Genomic DNA, 16,826 nt, shown 5'->3' with positions numbered 1-16,826 from the left:
CTCACAGGTTCGCTTTTTTGTCTACCCTAGCCCCTTTTCTAGACTAGAGCGTAAGTGTAAAACGCTGCTCACTTAAATAGCGTAAGATTAAATCCGTTACTTGCGGGTCACTTCTTAAACGGTCATGTTTTACATCCACAGTAATAAAGTCCTGCATGCCTTCTAATTGCGTCGACTCTACCGACACCAATCCATCATTTGACTCCTTAAACATATGCTTAAGGATCGGGTAACTGTTTGTACCGGCAATCACCCCAAAAGGATAACTGGGTTTAGGTAAACGATTTGGTAAACTCTTAGGCCCTGTAGTAAGAGAGGCAGCGGTGCCACCAGCCAGTGGCAGTAACCAAACACTAGAAAAAAAATCAGCCACATCACTGCCCTGATTTGGCGTCCCCACAAACACCACTTCGCCAAAATGAGGGGAGTAAGTCATGGCCGGTTTTTTCGCTAAGTAGTCCCTAATGACCAAACCACCTAGAGAGTGTCCAACAAAGTGTATTTTACTTCCCGCACGGTCAGACAGTTGTCGATCAAATTGATACACGCAGTGATCAATCTGTAACGCACTGCGTTGTAGCGTTTGCTCAATATCTTGGCCTAATGTGGGGTAATCAACGACACACACTTGATAGCCGTGTAGGCTTATCCTCTGTGCCATCTTTTCCATTGATGCGGCACTGCGTGCCAAACCATGTACTAAAATCACTTGCTGCTTTTGATGAGAGGTTTCATTAGCACTCTCTACAGATGGCTCAGACTGACTGCAACCAAACAGTGTCATCATGCCTAGCATCAAGCTATATCGTAAACATAAGTAACGTCGCATAAATACGCTATGGTGCATAGATATATGCCTCCCTATAAACCATGCCACACTTAGAGGCAAAAACGGTTTTAAATGAATCACTTCCATTGACCCACCCACACTTTCGTAACCATAAACCGATCAGCATTGAAATAATAGTTTTAATATTCCACAAAGATTTATGCTACTTATTCATATGCCCTATCAGTATAATCGTCACTTTTTATCGTAAGCTGTACTGATTTTACGATACAGAGCACACATTTCTGACATTTACGTCATATCTTGGCAAGGCACTAACCCTTGCCGGACTGGAGATTAGTATAAAGCATGAGTAGTAAGAATTCTGTGGGATTGATGGGGCTAGTTGCTATCGTATTTGGCTCAATGATAGGTAGTGGGATATTCAGTATTCCACAAAATATGGCCGAAAGTGCGTCTATTGGGGCTGTTGCTCTCTCTTGGCTCATTACTGGTGTTGGCATGTTATTCCTTGTGCAAACATTCAGAATCCTTGCCAAACATAAACCTGAGTTAAATTCTGGTATTTTTTCTTACGGTAAAGCGGGATTTGGTGACTACATTGGCTTCCACTCTGCGTGGGGCTATTGGTTAATGACCTGTATGGGTAACGTTGCACTTGCTGTAATGCTTAATGACTCCCTAGGGTTATTCTTCCCTGTACTATTACAACACGGCATCGAAACCGTTATTTTATGCTCAGCCCTACTTTGGGGTATGAACACTATCGCATTACGTGGGACAGGCAGCTCCTCTTTTATTAACCTTGTTTCTACCGTTGGTAAGTTATTTGGCCTTGTACTCATCCTAGCTATTCTTATGTACTGCTTTGAACCTTCGGGTTTATCTGTTGATGTATGGGGAAAACAACAACATCTAGGTTCACTTGTATCGCAAATTCAAAGCACTATGATGGTGACTCTTTGGTGTTTTGTGGGTATTGAAGGGGCGGTTGTTCTTTCTGGACGTGCTAAAAAGAAATCCGATGTGGGTAAAGCGACCCTGATTGGCTTCTTAGTGGCTATCACTATGTATACCCTTATATCCATTCTAGCCTATGGCATTTTACCGCAACAAGAACTGGCACAACTGTCTAACCCATCAGCGGCCTCTCTCTTAGAAGCAGCAATTGGTCCTAAAGGTGGCCTTATCGTCAACCTTTGTGTGTTGGTATCGGTATTTGGTGCGCTTATCGCATGGACGATGTTAGTGGCTGAAGTTCCTTTTGAAGCAGGTAAAGCGGGAGAATTCCCTAAGTTTTTTGCTCGTACCAATAAAAATGAAGCACCTGTTACCGCACTTACTGTATCCACTTTATTGATGCAGCTTTGTGTGTTACTTGTGGTCTCTTATCACAATGTGTATTTAGCCGCCATCAACATTGCCTCTGTAATGGTGTTGCCTTGTTACCTTCTGAGCTGTCTATATTTATTAAAATTGTCTCTAAACCATAAACAGTTGGGCCTTGAGAAACGCAACTATGCTTATGTCGCAATTGCAGTTATCGCAGCTATCTTTTGTGCTTGGCTTATTACTGCCGCGGGACTTCAATACCAACTTATGGCGACGATTTTGTACACCATAGGTATTCCATTTTTCAAATTTCAACATGCTGCCCGTATCAAATCTGGCGAGCAAGTTTACTCTAAAATGGACACTTGGATTGAACGTGTGCTTATCGCACTAGCGATACTGTCTATCTACTTAATGTTTACTGGACAGCTTCACGCGTAATGATTCAATCATAAAAAAACCGAGCTTCAAAGCTAGGCTGATAAGTTATGGGGGATCTGAGTTTGACTCAGATCCCTTTTTTATTCCTTTAATTTCAATCTCTTATCCTTAGGTAGAAACGAGAAATATCGTAGGGTGATATGAAATAACGCAATAATTACAATAGCTTATGCCTTAAGATCGAATTTTATAATTACAAATAATTCAGCCAATGAGTCTGAATGCCATCTTTCAGCTTTGATTCCTCGATATGACTAGAACTGACAGGTTGCTCTAAACCGTTTTTGCCCCGAAACGTGCTAGCAACCCACAGAACCTTACTTCGGTAAACCTTAATGTGACCAAATTTGGCTCATGCATTTGGCGTGTTTACAGGAATGAGAAAATTCCTTATTTCAAAGCCACCAACATTTCGGTTAGTGGCTTTCTAAAGATAGGTATGGGTACTAACTAAACGTAATATGCTTCGTAGTGTGGTTTATCATTTGTACGAATTGCCTCATCAATAATGTGCCAAACCCCCTGTAATTGTGCTTGTAAGGCATCAGGCAACTCAACGCCAAAGGATATAGATTGTGCATGACTTCTTTCATTGATGAATTCATAAAGCGTTGTCGCTTTAGTGGAAGCATTCTCTATATCTTTCAATAAGTGCTTCTCTAAGAAACTGTTGTTATTAGCTCGGAATGGTTTATTGAACCTGAACGTAAAATAGACTTCTAATATCTTTCGTACGTATGCTTGAACTGATACCGCATCAAATTGCTCAGGATTTCGGACTGCTTCTTTGATTTTTGCTATCAAGTAAGCGTATTCAGATTTGTGGTCTTTTAGATTTTTAGGTAACTGTTCCACTGTTGATGCATTCTGCTTGCGATTGACCAAATAAAACTCAGCACGTTTAGGCTTAACGTCATCTCCACGTTTCACCATTTTGTAATAATCAAACCATGTCTTCACTAAATTGAAAAACTCGAAATTATGTGTTGATATGAACAACTGCTCAACTTTTTCATGATTCAACTTGTCTTTGATAATACCAAGAACATTGTAGATATGGTTCGAATCTAAACTACAGATCGGATCATCCAAGTACACAATCGGTTTCGTGTCTTTCAAGGATTCATCGTCTAGCTCAGTGATGAAATAGGCAAAGGCGATAGCAGTGCGCTCTCCATCAGATAGATGTTTTGCTGGCCTCCCTTCACGCATGAACTGGTAGGTTTCACCAACAGGTTGAATTTCAATATCTGTCTTACCAAAATAAAGTCGAAGGTTATCATTTAGGTTGTCAGCTCCTTGTTTAACGTTTCGAAGGGCTGCTTTGATTTCCATTACACGAGCATTTAGGCGACGTAATTCACCTTCTGATTCTCCTTGTTGTTTTTGTAATTCAATAACCTCTTCGCTGGCTTTAACATGGTTATATTCCATAGTTTCTACATAAACAAAATGCCGTTTAATTGCATCTCGGGCTGCTGTTTGTTCTTTACTATGTTCTCTTGACCGTCTGTTGTGTTCACCTATTGGAGTCTTGAGTTGGTCAAGTAGATCTGAGGTGATGGGCAATAGGTAATCTGATTGCGAAAACGGTACAACTTCTTCCATACGGTTACGTTTATCTTCTAACACCTCTAGTAGGCGTTTTTTTACCTGTTCAACCTGCTCTTCAAGCTGAGGGATCTTCTCCATTAACTGTTCGAAGTTGATAATTAAATCAGAGTATAGGCTCGTTGTTTTAGGGACAGAATACGTTAGTTTGATAGTTGCTACTTGTTTGATAGCAGCGTTGATTTTTGCGGAAAGCGCTTTGTAAGAATCGGAAAAATAAGCATTTAGCTGATCTAGCCTAACTTGTTCCAATGGACTTTTACAGAATTGGCAAGTTGTTGCTTCACCATGATGCTTGATACCATCTTCGACCCACCTACGCAGCCCTAAGTTGGCTTCTAACTCTTCAATAGTCGTGCGGGTAACCGATTCAGCTAAAATTGTCTGAACTTGGTCTAGTAAGGCTGACGTGTTTGGTACACTAATAGTAGGATTACTGATGAGATCTGATTTTTGTAAGCGGGCTGTTTCTTCAAGTTGTAACCGTTCTTTGTCAGTCTTGAGGTCTTCTGACGAAACCTGTGATAACAATGTTCTTACACCGCGGATGTCAAATTTAGAATTACCAAGAACACTTAAAGTGTTTACCAACTTAGCAACATTTTGAAGGCGTTGATTTTTTTCTTTATCTTTGTTTTCAGCCAAACCTTTTAGTAGCTCCCACGCTTCTTGTTCTGCGGGGATTAAAACTTCTTCAAGCTGTTCAAGCTCATCCTCCAATTCAATATTTCGTTCACCGACTATGAGCACTGGGTTCACGCTTGAATCTACAAAATTAACGTTGTCTTTGATGTAATCAGAATTAAAGACACGGAGGTTTGCTATAGGCATTAACGCAGCAGTTGATACAGACGCCTGTTCATAACGTTCAACCGTAAAATTTGCTGTAGCAAAGTCTTCATGAACGTATCCTTGCTGCATAGCTCTGAAGATACGTGAGAGCGTCGTCTTTCCCGAATAGTTAAACCCATATATCAGGTTAAACTGTAGAAATGGTTGACCACCATTCATTTTGGTGTTTTTGAAGATACCGAAGTTCTTTATTGATTTTATGCTCTTAAACATCAAGTTATCCCGACTAATATGATAGGGATATTGTACCAGTTTCATTGTGTGACATTTTGGATCTTTAGACAGTTTCCGATACATCAAGTTATGCGTTTTTGTCGAATTGCCGACGACTACTAAAACATTTCTGTCCGTGCGACCTGAAGTCGTATGAAGCGTTGTTCACCGCTTTATGAGTGAACCGTCTGTATCACCAGATGAACCTACGAGCCTGAATAAAGCAGCGGCTCGGACAATGTAACGAAACTTGGCCGTCTGGCCGAGTGGGAAAAGAATCGTAAGAGGACGTTCCTCCTGAAAACCACAATTCGGGTAAGTGCTAGGTAGTCAGTATGATGAACGTATGTGAATCCATTCAAGGTGCGTTATGTGATGAAGCAGCGGAAGTGGTTAATACGCTGTGGCCAAAAGGCAATGAGAGTTGGAAAGAGGTTGGACAGTACTCTTTCGTGGTCGCTGTACTCTCCGCACTATAGTGGGCATCTAAACTGACATTTTACGTAACATACGGAACAGGGTAAGCCTGAATCACTCCCTTTGGGAAAGCCTTTGTGGCCGATAGTGATGCAGGTATAGGAGGTCGGAAAAAGCGAAAGCTACATTGTAATGATGTAGATACAGACCTGTGTCTGATCACAAAAGTGAGCCCACTTCCGACTGGTCTCCCATTGCGAGATAATTTGAAGAACTTTATTCAAGGAGAAAAGCAAATGATGATCTCGAAAGAGATTAGTGCATCTTCTGACGGCGCTCAATGGCAGTCCATCGATTGGAAATCCGTTGAAGCACACGTATTGAAGCTTCAAATGCGTATCGCAAAAGCAACGAGAGAAAAGAAATACGGTAAGGTGAAGTCCTTACAGTGGCTCTTGACTCATTCTCGCTCAGCCAAACTTGTTGCGGTTAAGCGAGTCTCTCAGAATAAAGGCAGTAAAACGCCTGGAATAGACGGTGTCACCTGGAACACAGATGCACGCCGTATGAAAGCAGTCAATCAACTGAGTCGCAAGGCTTACTCTGCAAAACCACTCAAACGTATCTACATTCCCAAAAAGAACGGCAAGCTCAGGCCATTGGGTATTCCATGCATGATTGATAGAGCGCAACAAGCCCTCCACCTTCTAGCACTAGAGCCTGTGTCCGAAACGTTTGCCGACCTCAATAGCTATGGTTTTAGGCCAAATCGCAGCACGGCTGACGCCGTCAGTCAGTGCTTCAAATGTTTGGCTCTAAAGCAATCAGCGAAATGGGTCCTTGAGGGAGATATTAAAGCTTGCTTCGACAAAATCGGGCATCAATGGCTTATGAACAATATCACGGTAGATAAACGTATGTTAGAGCAATGGTTAAAATCTGGCTATGTGGATAAGGGACTGTTCTACGATACCGATGAAGGTACACCTCAAGGTGGAATAATTTCTCCAACCTTGATGCTAATGACTCTCGCGGGGATAGAACAACAAATAAAATCTACAGCCCTGAAACAGGGGGCTAGAGCCAACTTTATCGGTTACGCGGATGATTTCGTGGTCACTTGCTCTTCAAAGGAAGTGCTAGTGAACGACATCAAACCGTTGATTGCTGACTTTTTGGCAGAAAGAGGGTTAACCCTCTCCGAAGAGAAAACGAAGATCACTCATATTGATGATGGCTTTGACTTTCTGGGCTTCAATCACAGGAAGTACAAAGGGAAATTACTCATTAAACCGAGCAAATCCAACACGCTGTTATTCTTGAGAAATCTACGTGAACTTATTAAAAAGCACGCAACCATCCCTGTTAACGATCTTATCAAGTTGATAAATCCGAAACTTAGAGGATGGGCGAACTACTATCGCCATTGTGTTGCTAAACAAGTATTCGGGTATGTCGGCCACAAACTATTCCAAGCGCTATGGCACTGGGCAGTTAGGCGTCATCCAACCAAGTCCAAAGACTGGGTTGTTCATAAGTATTTTCTTAATCGTAAAGGCCAGTGGCAATTTCACGGTTGGCAGAAAATTATGAACATGGACTGTCACTTAAATTTGTTCCAAATAGCTAAAGTGCCTATAGAGCGACACGTAAAAATCAGGAATGCAGCGACCCCTTTTGACCCTCAGTACCAAGAATACTTGGCTAAGAGAAAACCCAAAAGGCTAGCTCGTAACTCTTGGAAAGAGCCTGTCCCGACTGCGTTATAAGTTGCTGGGTATCAATGATGCCTTAGTGGAGGCTTGAGCCGTATGCAGTGAAAGTTGCACGTACGGTTCTTAGGGAGACGGCACTTGGTAACAAGTGTCGTCCACCCGACAAAGACGTGCTACCGCGAAAATCGCTAGCACGTTTATGTCCAAAAACTTCCCAGCGGACAATTCGTAACTCAGAAATGCCCCTTTTCTACTTAGTGCTATAACTCAGCAACGAGTTACGCTGCTGAGTTTGCGATACTTGTAGTTATCGCTGGTATGTCCGCTCCTTTTTCAGAAATAAGCAAACGCTGACTGCGTTTATCTTCAAGACTGGGTACTTTTTTAATCAGTTCCATATCGATAAGAGAGTTGAGAAGACGTGTTACCTGAGCTTTATCCCGATCCAGAAAGTGAGCAATATCAATCGCTGTGCATACGGGTTTCTTACCCATAATCTTCAATACCCGTATATGCATAGGCGCAATGTTCAAGTCCAGACTGCCAATCTGTTTATACATCTCTCGCTTCAACATATGAACCAAATGAAACACGCTTTCTAAGGATCTAGAATTAGACACATTAAATCTCCTGCAAAAATGTAGTTGACATTATCAATCAAGATAACTATGGTTGATATTATCAACCTACTTAACAAGATATCAAGAGCGGAGATACAAATGAAATCGCTACTTAAAAAAACAACACCTATCGTGTAACTATTGAAAATGTAAACTCAACCGATGAAGCAAAACCAAGAACTCTGGAGTTTGAAATACAAGACCGTGAGAATATGTTCGATATTGTTGAAAAACTTAAGCAGGACATCGGACTAGACGAGCAACATTCAACCCAGGTTAGTGTCGCGCTGCGTCTTTTGGGACCTGTGATGATGCAGAACCGAAAGCACTCTCTGTTTGTCGACTTCATGCCTCATTTCAAATGATTTTATGGTGAATTTAAAAAAAACCATGAAAAACAAATAACTATCATACTGTTAAATTAAATTATTCAACATTGGCTAGGCACGAAAGATGGGAATTATCAAACCAACAAATAAGTCAGTTGAGAGCTTTAAGGGATTGCACCTTTATCATGCAGGTATGTCTAACTGTGCGATGCGAGTAAGAATTGCACTTGAAGAGAAAGGACTGGATTGGACGAGTCACCTACTCAACTTAATGAAGGGTGAGAACTTGACCAAAGAGTACTTTGGCATTAACCCTAACGGTGTAGTCCCTACCCTAGTTGATGATGGTATTGTCATCATTGATTCTGCTGATATCATTGATTATTTGGATAAAAAGTACTCTCCTGGTTCTCTGCGACCTGAAACTGAAAGTGACGAGCAAGAGATGTATTTCTGGATGTATCTTGCTAGGGATAATCACCTTTCGATCAAAACTTACATGTATGGCACTTTAGGACGTTTAAGTGGAAACATGAAAAGATCTGCCGAACAGATGGATGAATATCGTCAAAACCAGACTGCAGACCTCAAGTTGCTTGAATTCCATGAACGTTTCAATTCAGATGAAGGATTTGCTGATGAAGATCTGTCTAAGGCAACAACTGTTATTGATGATTGCTTCAGCAAAATGAATGAACGCTTAAAGGACAACGATTGGTTAGTAGGAGACCGCTTTTCACTGGCTGACATCACCTGGATCCCTCAGTTGGTAATCCTTAAAGCGGCTAAATACCCATTTGAAAACTACCCAAATCTAGAGAAGTGGAAGAATGCCATAATCCAACGTCCAAGCTTCAAAAATGGCGTTATTGCTTGGATGCCAAAGAAATCGTAACGCGGAATGGGGACAAAAGTGTGTCTTGCGTTTACCGTGCTTTACATATCACGCAAAAAATCTGCATAAAATAAACCTGAAGCCATAGGTTGCTAATGGAAGGCTTTGTCCATAAACCCAACTATTTATCAATCATTCTAATAATGATAGATAGCTTTTTAGATCATAGAGTAAGTGGTTGTTTTTAAAGTTTTATTTAATACCAATCACACTAAGTAAGTGTTCAGAAATAGCGCAGGAAAAATGCTCGAAAACAAGGCAGAATTTTTCGATAAGTAGTTATTCTACAATCAAAAATTCTAACGCAGTTATCGAGTATTTTAACAAGCTAGAATGACCAGTTATTTAGTACGATTGGTATAACATCATGCTACGGTTTTAGGTAAATATCTAAACCTTTAACTTATTGAGCTTTAAATATAAAAAAGAGGATCTGAGTATCACTCAGATCCTCCATAACTTATCAGCCCACTTCAAAGCTCAGTTTTTTATTTATACAAACCAGTTATGCGTTATCAATAATCTGATTTAATGTTGCACTAGGACGCATCAATTGCTTAGCTAAAGCATCTACTGGTAAGTAATAGCCACCCATTACCCCTGCTACCCCTTGCGCTTCATTCAACTCAGTCACAATGCGATTTTCATTAGCAGCCAAATCTGCAGCCACTGGAGCGAACTGGCTAGCCAGTTCCGAGCTCTGATTTTGCTGAGCTAGGGCTTCGGCCCAAAAACGTGCTAGGTAATAATGACTACCACGGTTATCCAGTTCACCCACGCGACGTGATGGCGATTTATTTTCATCCAAGAACTGCCCGGTTGCAGCATCTAAAGTTTGAGCCAATACGCGGGCTTTCTCATTGCCAGTCATTTCGCTCAAGTGCTCTAGTGATGCTGCCAAAGCTAAGAACTCACCTAATGAATCCCAACGTAAGTGGTTCTCTTTTTCCACTTGTTGTACGTGTTTTGGCGCAGAGCCACCCGCGCCAGTTTCAAACAAGCCACCGCCGTTCATTAAAGGAACAATCGACAGCATTTTTGCCGACGTGCCCAACTCTAAAATTGGGAATAGATCCGTCAGATAATCACGTAAAACGTTACCCGTTACCGAAATGGTGTCCGCACCTTGTGCAATGCGCTCTAAAGTCACTAACGTTGCTTCAACCGGTGACAATACACGAATATCTAAACCTTCAGTATCATGTTCAGGTAGGTACTGGTCGACCTTTTTAATTAATTCTCTATCGTGAGCACGGTTAGAATCTAACCAGAAAATGGCAGGAGTATTTGAAAGACGAGCGCGGTTTACCGCCAATTTAACCCAATCTTGGATAGGTGCGTCTTTCACCTGACACATGCGGAAAATATCCCCTTCTTCAACAGTTTGCTCAAGAAGCACATTGTCATTGGCATCCACCACACACACACTTCCCCCTTGAGATAAGACAAAGGTTTTATCGTGAGAGCCGTACTCTTCCGCTTTCTGCGCCATAAGGCCCACGTTTGGCACGCTACCCATAGTGGTAGGATCAAACGCACCGTTCTCTTTACAGAAATCGATAACCGCTTGATACACACCTGCATAACAACGGTCAGGAATCATCGCTTTGGTATCTTTAGGCTTACCATCAGGACCCCACATTTGACCTGAAGTACGGATCATGGCAGGCATAGACGCATCGACAATCACATCTGAAGGGACATGCAGGTTGGTAATGCCACGGTCTGAATCCACCATAGCCAACTCTGGGCGCGTTTCATATACGGCATTAAGATCAGCAATAACCTGTGCTTTTTGTGCCTCGGGTAAGGCATCAATCTTGGCGTATACATCACCTAGGCCATTATTCACATCCACACCTAGCTCTTCAAATAATGAGCCGTGCTTATCAAAGACCTCTTTGTAGTACACCTTAACCGCATAACCAAAGATAACCGGATCCGATACCTTCATCATGGTGGCTTTCAGGTGCAATGACAGCAATACGTCTTGTTGCTTCGCCAATTCAATTTCTTTTTCGAAGAATGACAGCAATGCTTTTTTGCTCAATACCGAGCTATCAATAATTTCTTTATCTTGCAAAGCAAAAGGAGCTTTAAGAGGGCTTACCGTGCCATCGTCAGCACGAAGCTCAATGCGCACTTCCGTTGCACCATCGAGAGTGACGGATTTCTCGCTACCAAAAAAGTCATCGCCGCCCATACTGGCCACGTGAGACTTAGATTCTTTAGACCATGCCCCCATTGAATGTGGGTTTTTCTTCGCATAGTTTTTCACAGAAGCAGGCGCTCGACGGTCCGAGTTGCCTTCACGCAATACAGGATTTACGGCACTGCCTTTAATTTTGTCATAAATAGACTGAATGGCTTTTTCTTCATCCGTTGTTGCTTCTTCAGGATAGTTTGGTAACGCATAGCCTTTTTCTTGAAGTTCTTTAATGACCGCTTTTAATTGAGGGATGGATGCGGAGATATTTGGCAATTTAATAATGTTGGCTTCAGGTGTTTTCGCCAATTCACCTAACTCAGACAGAGCGTCACCAATGCGCTGCTCTGGCTTTAAATATTCCGCAAAGTTGGCAATAATACGCCCTGCCAATGAAATATCACGAGTTTCTACTGCGATATCTGAAGATGCAGTAAATGCTTGTACCATTGGCAAGAATGAGTACGTTGCCAATGCGGGTGCTTCATCGGTGATGGTGTAAATAATGGTGGGCTTTTGTGCAGACATGAAATTTCCCTATCGTTATTATTTGTTCACTGGCTGTTATCAACCTGGTGTCCGTCAAGAATATTGCATTCGCATCATGCGAATCAGTAACAATGCAGTGTCTTGGTTTGTATCTATTTAGGCTGTAATTAACCTACAACGCCATTAATCATACAAGACGTTATCTCTAAACTATCAAATAAATAGTAGTGATCGCAATCGTGTTATCATTGCCTTAGCGCGTTTGCTGCGCGTATCATAAATCAAATGTTGTTTAGTGAGAATCAACTCACACAATTTGTTTACAAAATTGCAAGGTAGTTAACATGTCTAGCGATAATCGCCGTTCTAAGACCACGCCCTCTCCTTCTGGTAATTCGGCAAAGCCTAAGTCAAAGTACCGCCATACTAAGGGTAAAAGTGACCAACGCAAAAAAACGTCCCCAAGGGTAAAGCGCGTTTCATTGGCCGACCGTAAAATCGTGTTATTTAATAAACCCTTTGATGTATTAAGCCAGTTTACCGATGGCGACGGACGACAAACCTTAGCCGATTTTATTGATGTTAAAGAGGTGTATGCGGCAGGACGCCTCGACCGTGACAGTGAAGGACTGTTACTGCTGACTAATGACGGTATTTTGCAAGCAAAACTCACCCAGCCAAATTCTAAGTCGCCCAAAACCTACTGGGTGCAAGTGGAAGGTGCGCCAACGGAAGAGGATTTAGATAAACTTCGCCATGGGGTGCAACTTAAAGATGGCAACACTTTGCCAGCAACGGTGCAGATTATGCCAGAACCTCAAGTATGGCCGCGCAATCCTCCGGTAAGATTTCGCGCCGCCATCCCCACCACTTGGCTCTCCATTACCATTATCGAAGGACGCAACCGACAAGTTCGACGCATGACAGCCAATATTGGTTTCCCTACGCTGCGTCTGATCCGTTACTCCATCGGTCAGTACAGCCTTGGGGATCTGGCAAACGGTCAGTGGAAATTCGCCAACTGACCGTATTAGACAGAGGAATGCTCACCCTGAACGCTCATGAACAGAGGTCAATTAACAAGCGCTACTCTGAGGGTGACCATACAATGAAAGGAAGGGGAAAATAATGAGGGATTACTCCCCTTCCATAAATCCGAGATCCGGTAAACGTTCAAGATGCTCTGCATAACGCTTCTCATTGAACTTAGCACCATTATTGACCACATCAAACATTTCAATGGCCACCGCACACCCCATCATAGCGATAGCATCATCACGGCTATTGCCGGTCATCATCAAACGCATCAAGGTCTCTTTTACTTTTTTAGGGTTACCTGATTCAATCTGGTTTTCAACAATTTCTAGCAGCTGATCTTGTACTTCTTGTTGGTCTTGCATATTCATTACGCCTTTCATCAAGGTAAGAAAATAATCGCCTCTAGTATGACAGATAATCGTTACATTTTTCATTCAATTTAAAAGTGCAATTACGCTTGCGAACTGTCACAGTGGCTTTGTTTCTGTTAGAATCTGCGACCGTGTTTATCTAGTGGTATTTTAGAATGTCTGACAACAGCCAAAAGAAAGTCATCGTCGGCATGTCCGGTGGTGTAGATTCTTCCGTCTCTGCATATTTACTTCAACAACAAGGCTACCAAGTGGAAGGCCTGTTTATGAAGAACTGGGAAGAAGATGATAACGAAGAGTATTGTACTGCAGCGGAAGATCTTGCTGACGCACAAGCGGTCTGTGATAAGTTAGGCATTCACCTGCACACCATTAACTTTGCTGCCGAGTACTGGGACAATGTTTTTGAATACTTTTTGCAAGAATATAAATCAGGGCGCACACCAAACCCTGATATTCTTTGTAACAAAGAAATAAAATTTAAAGCCTTCTTAGAATTCGCCGATGAAGTCTTAGATGCCGATTACATTGCCATGGGCCACTATGTGCGCCGTACATTCCCAACGCCAGCTGAAATTGAAGCCGGTGATAAACCGCATATGCTACGTGGATTGGATGGCAATAAAGATCAAAGCTACTTCCTATATACTCTAAGCCATGAGCAAGTGGCACGCAGTTTATTCCCTGTAGGGGATATTGAAAAACCAGAAGTGCGCAGAATTGCTGAAGAGCAACAACTGATCACGGCTAAGAAGAAAGACTCTACCGGTATTTGTTTTATTGGCGAACGCAAGTTTACCGACTTTCTTTCTCGCTATTTACCGGCTCAACCGGGTAAAATCGAAACACCTGAAGGCCAAGAAATTGGTGAACATATGGGGTTGATGTACCACACTCTTGGCCAGCGTAAAGGTCTACACATTGGCGGCCAAAAAGGCGGTGGTGGTAATGAAGACCCATGGTATGTTGCAGAGAAAGATCTGAAACGCAATGTGTTAATTGCTGTACAAGGAGCGGACCATCCTTTATTAAAATCTGAAGGGTTAATGGCTTCGCAATTACACTGGGTTGATCGTACGCCAATTCGCCAACCTATGAGTTGTACGGTAAAAACAAGATATCGCCAAAGCGATATTCCATGTACCATTATTCCTGTGGATGACGACAACATCAAAGTGATTTTCGAACAACCACAAGTGGCGGTCACTCCAGGGCAATCTGCGGTCTTTTATAAAGACGACATCTGTCTCGGTGGCGGTATCATCGAAAAACGAATCAAAGTATAAGATAAAGGAGTTCTTAAGTGGCACATACAAACTATGACCGTACCATCGCCTTTGCTGGCATCTGCCAAGCTGTCGCTTTAGTCCAACAGGTGGCAAAAGACGGGCATTGTCATTCTGCTGCTTTTGAAACCTCTATTGCTGCTATCGTCAATACTAGCCCAGCCGATACCATTGGCGTATTTGGCCATGAACGAGATCTAAAGTTAGGACTAGAGTGCTTAACAAAAGGCCTTGATAGTTCCGCCACCGGCAATGAGCTCACTCGCTATATTATCAGCCTTATGGCCCTAGAGCGTAAATTGAGTCAACGTCAAGATGCCATGGGGCAATTGGGCAATCGAATTCAGCAAATAGAACGCCAAACAGAACACTTTGACCTTTTTGACGAACAAATGATCACTAACCTCGCCAGTGTCTATTTAGATGTAATTAGTCCTATTGGACCGCGTATTCAAGTGACCGGTAATCCCGCGATGTTGCAGCAACCCGCAGTTCAAAGCAAAGTGAGAGCCTTGCTCCTTTCCGGTATTCGCAGCGCCGTTTTGTGGCGTCAGGTTGGTGGTAAGCGCCGTCATTTAGTGTTTGGGCGCAAGAAGATGATCGCCCAAGCTGAAATCCTTTTAGCACGAATTTAATCTATCGCTCGCCCCTTGTTGCGAGCGATTTTTTTTGCGTCAGACTAAATTAACGCAATCGTTTGCGCAATAGTAGTGACAATTCTTCTTGTTACTGGTATAAACCTCACAAAATTTAAGAAACTCAACTCAGGAGAACAACATGGAACTGTCAGCACTGACTGCTGTTTCACCAGTAGACGGCCGTTACGGAAGTAAAACAACTGCACTACGTAGCATCTTTAGTGAGTATGGCTTGCTAAAGTACCGCACTATCGTTGAAGTCCGCTGGCTACAAAAGCTTGCTGCCACTGACGCAATCGCAGAAGTTCCTGCGTTTAGCGCTGAAGCAAACCAATTTCTTGATAATCTAGCCGCTAATTTCAGCGCTGAAGATGCACAACGCATCAAAGACATCGAGCGTACCACCAACCACGACGTTAAAGCGGTTGAGTACTTTCTAAAAGAGAAAGTAGCCGATGTGCCTGAACTGCATGCTGTTAACGAGTTCATTCACTTTGCTTGTACTTCAGAAGACATTAACAATACTTCTCACGCGCTGATGCTTAAAGAAGCACGTGAAACAGTGATTCTTCCTGAAATCAAAAATATTATTGATGCTATCAAAGCCCTTGCTGTTGAATACCGTGATATTCCTCTTCTTTCACGTACACACGGCCAGCCAGCTTCCCCTTCCACTATGGGTAAAGAAATGGCAAACGTTGCCTACCGTATGGAACGTCAATATAAGCAAATCGAAGCTGTAGAAATTCTAGGTAAAATAAACGGTGCTGTAGGTAACTACAACGCTCACCTTTCTGCCTACCCTACCGTTGATTGGCACCAATTTGCAGAAGAGTTCATCACTGAATCTCTTGGCGTAACATGGAACCCATACACAACTCAAATCGAACCACACGATTACATTGCTGAGTTGTTTGATGCGGTTGCACGTTTCAACACTATCCTTATCGACTTTGATCGTGACGTTTGGGGTTACATTGCACTGGGTCACTTTAAGCAAAAAACCATCGCTGGCGAAATTGGTTCTTCAACCATGCCGCATAAAGTTAACCCTATCGATTTTGAAAACTCTGAAGGTAACTTAGGTCTTGCTAACGCTGTGTTCGGTCACTTGGCACAAAAACTGCCTGTTTCTCGCTGGCAGCGCGACCTTACTGACTCAACCGTTCTACGCAACCTTGGCGTGGGTGTGGGTTACGCTATCATTGCCTATACTTCAACGCTTAAAGGCATCAGCAAACTAGAAATTAACAGCCAAGCCTTATTGGCAGAGCTGGATAAGAACTGGGAAGTACTTGCTGAACCGGTACAAACAGTCATGCGTCGTTACGGTATCGAGAAGCCTTACGAAAAACTGAAAGAACTGACTCGTGGTAAGCGCGTTGATGGTGAAGCTATGCGTAACTTCATCGACGGCCTAGAGCTTCCAGAAGATGAGAAAGCTCGCCTGAAAGAGATGACGCCAGCAAACTACATTGGTCAAGCCATTGCGTTAACTGATAAGCTGTAATCATTTCGCCATTGCGATAAAAGTAAAAAGCCTGAATAGAGATGCTATTCAGGCTTTTTTATTTTGCTGTCAA

12 protein-coding genes and 2 pseudogenes are annotated in these 16,826 nt (G+C 42.5%); 9 read left to right on the top strand and 5 right to left on the bottom strand.

Annotation, left to right across the window (positions count from 1 at the left end; translation table 11 throughout):
- Nucleotides 1-43 precede the first annotated feature (43 nt).
- Nucleotides 44-847 carry an esterase/lipase family protein gene (locus tag OCU56_RS04965; protein WP_261874425.1) on the bottom strand — a complete coding sequence of 268 codons (804 nt, stop codon included), beginning with the start codon at nt 845-847 and terminating at the stop codon, nt 44-46.
- A gap of 291 nt (nt 848-1,138) precedes the next feature.
- Between OCU56_RS04965 and OCU56_RS04960 the strand changes: the two genes are divergently transcribed.
- Complete coding sequence (locus OCU56_RS04960) at nt 1,139-2,563, top strand: basic amino acid/polyamine antiporter (RefSeq protein ID WP_261874424.1); 1,425 nt, start codon at nt 1,139-1,141, stop codon at nt 2,561-2,563.
- A gap of 450 nt (nt 2,564-3,013) precedes the next feature.
- On the opposite strand, the gene OCU56_RS04955 is transcribed toward OCU56_RS04960, so the two are convergent.
- A complete protein-coding gene (locus OCU56_RS04955) occupies nt 3,014-5,239 on the bottom strand; it encodes an AAA family ATPase (protein WP_261874423.1) in 2,226 nt (741 codons plus the stop codon).
- A gap of 335 nt (nt 5,240-5,574) precedes the next feature.
- Between OCU56_RS04955 and OCU56_RS04950 the strand changes: the two genes are divergently transcribed.
- The gene (locus OCU56_RS04950; protein WP_261873930.1) at nt 5,575-5,718 is read left to right on the top strand and encodes a hypothetical protein; all 144 of its coding nucleotides are present in this window, start codon (nt 5,575-5,577) and stop codon (nt 5,716-5,718) included.
- Between the two features lie 234 nt (nt 5,719-5,952).
- Nucleotides 5,953-7,425, top strand: coding sequence for a group II intron reverse transcriptase/maturase (gene ltrA, locus OCU56_RS04945; protein WP_261873931.1), 1,473 nt, complete (start codon nt 5,953-5,955; stop codon nt 7,423-7,425).
- Nucleotides 7,426-7,688: 263 nt separating this feature from the next.
- Here the strand turns inward: ltrA and OCU56_RS04940 are convergent.
- Nucleotides 7,689-7,991, bottom strand: a pseudogene (locus tag OCU56_RS04940) (MarR family winged helix-turn-helix transcriptional regulator); the annotation flags it as partial.
- Nucleotides 7,992-8,131: 140 nt separating this feature from the next.
- Between OCU56_RS04940 and OCU56_RS04935 the strand changes: the two are divergent.
- Nucleotides 8,132-8,396 (top strand): annotated as a pseudogene (locus tag OCU56_RS04935) (DUF3861 family protein).
- 48 nt (nt 8,397-8,444) lie between these two features.
- Nucleotides 8,445-9,215: a glutathione S-transferase family protein gene (locus OCU56_RS04930; RefSeq protein ID WP_261874422.1), complete on the top strand. Its 771-nt coding sequence runs from the start codon at nt 8,445-8,447 to the stop codon at nt 9,213-9,215.
- Between the two features lie 505 nt (nt 9,216-9,720).
- Here OCU56_RS04930 and OCU56_RS04925 read toward each other — a convergent pair.
- Nucleotides 9,721-11,949 (bottom strand): NADP-dependent isocitrate dehydrogenase, encoded by a 2,229-nt coding sequence (locus OCU56_RS04925; RefSeq protein ID WP_261874421.1) that lies wholly within the window; start codon nt 11,947-11,949, stop codon nt 9,721-9,723.
- A gap of 305 nt (nt 11,950-12,254) precedes the next feature.
- On the opposite strand from OCU56_RS04925, the gene OCU56_RS04920 reads away from it, so the two are divergent.
- Complete coding sequence (locus OCU56_RS04920) at nt 12,255-12,935, top strand: pseudouridine synthase (RefSeq protein WP_261874420.1); 681 nt, start codon at nt 12,255-12,257, stop codon at nt 12,933-12,935.
- A gap of 111 nt (nt 12,936-13,046) precedes the next feature.
- Here the strand turns inward: OCU56_RS04920 and OCU56_RS04915 are convergent, their stop codons facing one another.
- Nucleotides 13,047-13,310, bottom strand: a complete 264-nt coding sequence (locus OCU56_RS04915; protein ID WP_390904855.1) for a hypothetical protein — start codon at nt 13,308-13,310, stop codon at nt 13,047-13,049.
- Nucleotides 13,311-13,474: 164 nt separating this feature from the next.
- Here OCU56_RS04915 and mnmA point away from each other — a divergent pair, with 164 nt between their 5' ends.
- The 3 genes from mnmA (at nt 13,475) to purB (ending at nt 16,753) form a co-directional block, all read left to right on the top strand.
- A complete protein-coding gene (gene mnmA / locus OCU56_RS04910) occupies nt 13,475-14,605 on the top strand; it encodes a tRNA 2-thiouridine(34) synthase MnmA (RefSeq protein ID WP_261874418.1) in 1,131 nt (376 codons plus the stop codon).
- Between the two features lie 17 nt (nt 14,606-14,622).
- A complete protein-coding gene (gene hflD / locus OCU56_RS04905; RefSeq protein ID WP_261874417.1) occupies nt 14,623-15,240 on the top strand; it encodes a high frequency lysogenization protein HflD in 618 nt (205 codons plus the stop codon).
- A 142-nt stretch (nt 15,241-15,382) separates the two neighbouring features.
- Nucleotides 15,383-16,753, top strand: a complete 1,371-nt coding sequence (purB, locus tag OCU56_RS04900; RefSeq protein WP_261874416.1) for an adenylosuccinate lyase — start codon at nt 15,383-15,385, stop codon at nt 16,751-16,753.
- Nucleotides 16,754-16,826 lie beyond the last annotated feature (73 nt).

The organism is Vibrio rarus, from assembly GCF_024347075.1.
In the GTDB taxonomy this organism is placed as follows: domain Bacteria; phylum Pseudomonadota; class Gammaproteobacteria; order Enterobacterales; family Vibrionaceae; genus Vibrio; species Vibrio rarus.
The sequence above is the reverse complement of the archived record's forward strand: the minus strand, read 5'-3'. Positions and strand labels throughout refer to the sequence as shown.

Excerpts from the sequence above, each read along its gene's own strand:
- OCU56_RS04965 (WP_261874425.1), bottom strand. The coding sequence starts at position 847 with ATGCACCATAGCGTATTTATGCGACGTTACTTATGTTTACGATATAGC.
- OCU56_RS04960 (WP_261874424.1), top strand. The coding sequence starts at position 1,139 with ATGAGTAGTAAGAATTCTGTGGGATTGATGGGGCTAGTTGCTATCGTA.
- OCU56_RS04955 (WP_261874423.1), bottom strand. The coding sequence starts at position 5,239 with ATGTTTAAGAGCATAAAATCAATAAAGAACTTCGGTATCTTCAAAAAC.
- OCU56_RS04950 (WP_261873930.1), top strand. The coding sequence starts at position 5,575 with ATGATGAACGTATGTGAATCCATTCAAGGTGCGTTATGTGATGAAGCA.
- ltrA (WP_261873931.1), top strand. The coding sequence starts at position 5,953 with ATGATGATCTCGAAAGAGATTAGTGCATCTTCTGACGGCGCTCAATGG.
- OCU56_RS04930 (WP_261874422.1), top strand. The coding sequence starts at position 8,445 with ATGGGAATTATCAAACCAACAAATAAGTCAGTTGAGAGCTTTAAGGGA.
- OCU56_RS04925 (WP_261874421.1), bottom strand. The coding sequence starts at position 11,949 with ATGTCTGCACAAAAGCCCACCATTATTTACACCATCACCGATGAAGCA.
- OCU56_RS04920 (WP_261874420.1), top strand. The coding sequence starts at position 12,255 with ATGTCTAGCGATAATCGCCGTTCTAAGACCACGCCCTCTCCTTCTGGT.
- OCU56_RS04915 (WP_390904855.1), bottom strand. The coding sequence starts at position 13,310 with ATGCAAGACCAACAAGAAGTACAAGATCAGCTGCTAGAAATTGTTGAA.
- mnmA (WP_261874418.1), top strand. The coding sequence starts at position 13,475 with ATGTCTGACAACAGCCAAAAGAAAGTCATCGTCGGCATGTCCGGTGGT.
- purB (WP_261874416.1), top strand. The coding sequence starts at position 15,383 with ATGGAACTGTCAGCACTGACTGCTGTTTCACCAGTAGACGGCCGTTAC.